The 2854-nt window shown below is 36.0% G+C and carries 3 protein-coding genes; all 3 read left to right on the top strand.

Annotation, left to right across the window (positions count from 1 at the left end):
- Positions 1-462: oligopeptide/dipeptide ABC transporter ATP-binding protein (locus JOC49_RS12970; RefSeq protein WP_204665463.1), on the top strand; the 462-nt coding region annotated here is incomplete at its 5' end.
- A gap of 84 nt (positions 463-546) precedes the next feature.
- Entirely contained in the window at positions 547-1359 is an 813-nt protein-coding gene (locus tag JOC49_RS12965) for a histidinol-phosphatase HisJ family protein (protein WP_204665462.1), read from the top strand.
- Between the two features lie 11 nt (positions 1360-1370).
- Entirely contained in the window at positions 1371-2189 is an 819-nt protein-coding gene (locus JOC49_RS12960) for a mechanosensitive ion channel family protein (protein WP_204665461.1), read from the top strand.
- Positions 2190-2854: the final 665 nt, after the last annotated feature.

The raw sequence follows: 2854 nt of genomic DNA, 5'->3' as shown, positions 1-2854 counted from the left end.
CTGAATCCAGACTTTGTTGTGGCAGATGAGCCTGTATCGGCACTTGACGTATCGATTCAGTCTCAAGTCTTGAACTTGATGATGGACCTTCAAGAGAAGATGGGCCTATCATATTTGTTTATCTCCCATGACCTAAGTGTAGTAAAGCACATTAGTGACAGGATAGGGGTTATGTATTTGGGATCTTTGGTTGAGATGGCAGATAAGAAGGATCTTTATAGCAACCCAACGCACCCATACACAAGAGCGCTTCTTTCAGCGATTCCGGTGCCAAATCCGAATCGCATTAAGAAGATGGAGCCGATTATTGGTGAGATTCCAAGTAACGTAAACACGCCAAAAGGGTGTAAATTCCACACGCGATGTCCGTATGCAAAAGACATTTGTAAAGAGATTGTGCCACCGAATAAGGAAGTTGGGCCAAGACATTTTGCAGCATGTCACTTTGCAGGAGAGATTTAAACATATTATGGGTACCTAATTGTCATTCAAAAACAATTATGGTACCCTGTTCTCATGATGACATAAAAATAAGAGAGGCAAATTATGAGAGCATTTAAAATGGATTTCCATGTACACAGTGATTTTTCGCCAGATTCACAAACACCAATGGTGGAAATGATTGAACATGCAATTGAAATTGGGGTAACAGATTTATGTTTTACAGACCATATTGATTTAGATTATGATCTTTCTGTGCCTCAAGGCGATTGGCTATTTGATCAAAAGGGGTATTTCCAGAGTATTGAAACCTACAGAAAACGGTATCCAAGTCTTAAAATTTATGCGGGTGTTGAACTTGGTCTTCAACCGCACTTGGGAAAACGATATATGGAATTGCTTCACCCCTATGATTATGATTTCATAATTGGATCAACCCACACTGTATCAGGTCATGATTTGTATCGAAAAGAGTTTTTTAATAGCCAAACACCGTTAAATGCTATTCGAACATACTATGAAGAACTGTTAAAGAGTATAGAGGCGTTTAATGGGTATCAAGTTATTGGACATTTGGATTTGTACACAAGATATGATGCGCGAACTCGAAAAGTCCTCTTTAAAGATTATTTTGATTGGGTTGAAGTGTTGTTAAAAAAATTAATTGAGTTGGGAAAAGGCATTGAAGTGAATTCAGGTGGGTTTAGATATCATCTAGAGGATAATAATCCGAGTAGGGAACTTCTTAAGCTTTATAAAGAACTTGGTGGTGAAGTCATCACGCTTGGAAGTGACGCACACGGCCCTGAAGCATTGGGGTATCGGTATGAGGATAATATTGAACTTTTGAAATCACTTGGATTTCAGTACCTATCAGTATTTGAAAAACAAGGACTTATAATGAAAAAAATTATTTAGGAGGTATGATTATGTTTGATTTTATTGGAGGCGAGGTATTTAGTGCAACTTTCCGTGTGATTGTAATGCAATTTGGCTTGAAGCTCATTTTAGCCCTGTTGACTTTAGTTATTGGTTTTAAATTAGCAAATTTTATAGAAGGACGTCTTGAAAAAACAAAATCATGGATGAAAGTTGACGATACACTTCAAATATTTTTGGGATCGGTTGTTCAAATTGGTTTTAAAGCCCTTGTTGTGATTACGGCAATTCTTATTGCAGGTGTTCCAATGGCAACATTTGTAACGATATTGGGTGCAGCAGGTTTGGCGATTGGTTTAGCCCTTCAAGGGAGTTTGTCAAATTTAGCAGGTGGCGTTTTGATTATTGCACTTAGACCCTTTAAAGTTGGAGATTATATTGATGGTGCTGGTTTTTCAGGAACTGTAACTGAAATTGGTCTTTTTTATACAAAAATGAAAACAGTGGACAACCGGGCTATTGTGATTCCGAACTCAAGTATTTCAGGTGACTCTATCGTAAACTATGGTTTTTATTCTACAAGAAGATTAGACTTAGATTTTGGTGTCGACTATGGGTCTAATATTGAACATGTTAAAAATACAATCTTAGAGGTCATCAATGCACACCCTCTTGTCATTAAAGATCCTGAACCGTTTGTACGATTGGGAACACATGCAGATAGTGCTTTGATTTTTAAAACGAGAGTTTGGGTGAGCACGGCAGATTATTGGACACTCAATTTTGATCTTCAAGAGCAAGTTAAAGAAGCACTTGATTCAAATGGAATCGATATTCCATATCCACATATGGTGATTCAACAAAAGTAGAAGCATCATAAAATATAATGAGCAGTCTCTCGTCAATATTGGCGCAGGGGCTGCTTTTTAAATGTTAAGTTTTTTTCAAGAAATTAATTGTTCAGAAAAATGAATGGAAATAAATCTGAAGTTTCAAATTTTTGAAGTTGTATTTAAGAGATTTGCTTTTTTTATTACTTATATATCAGTTCGCGTTTGAGGCCTTTGTTTTAAAAGGATTGGGTTTTAAATTGAAAAATATTCGGGTTGCGAACTAATCATAAGCGTCATAAAATAGGATGCAGAAAAATTTCCAGACGTTGGCTTTGCTTAATTATTGCCGAAATGTAATAAAATTGTATACGCGTTTTTCCTATTTAATTTTTAGGCTTTTTAGTGTAGAATGAGAAATATCTTAAAAAACCCTTTCAAGTTTGTTCACATTTGAAATATGTATGTAATACCAATCGAAATTGTCATACAATTTTGATTATTCAAAAGTGTATATATCCCGACAACGGGATTATATAAAATAGACGTATACTATTTTACGTCACCATCTAATAAGAAGGAGGATTATTTATGAAAAAGTCGTTAATCTTGTTTCTTTGCTTAGTAATGGTAACTACCGCGTTTTTGGCAGGATGTAGTTCTACAGACGAGCCAGAGGTAGCAGAGACACAACCAGCAGGCGA

It is taken from the genome of Fusibacter tunisiensis, assembly GCF_016908355.1.
GTDB lineage: Bacteria > Bacillota > Clostridia > Peptostreptococcales > Acidaminobacteraceae > Fusibacter_D > Fusibacter_D tunisiensis.
The sequence above is the reverse complement of the archived record's forward strand: the minus strand, read 5'-3'. Positions and strand labels throughout refer to the sequence as shown.

Coding starts and splice junctions, on each gene's coding strand:
- JOC49_RS12960 (WP_204665461.1), top strand. CDS start 1,371: ATGTTTGATTTTATTGGAGGCGAGGTATTTAGTGCAACTTTCCGTGTG.
- JOC49_RS12965 (WP_204665462.1), top strand. CDS start 547: ATGAGAGCATTTAAAATGGATTTCCATGTACACAGTGATTTTTCGCCA.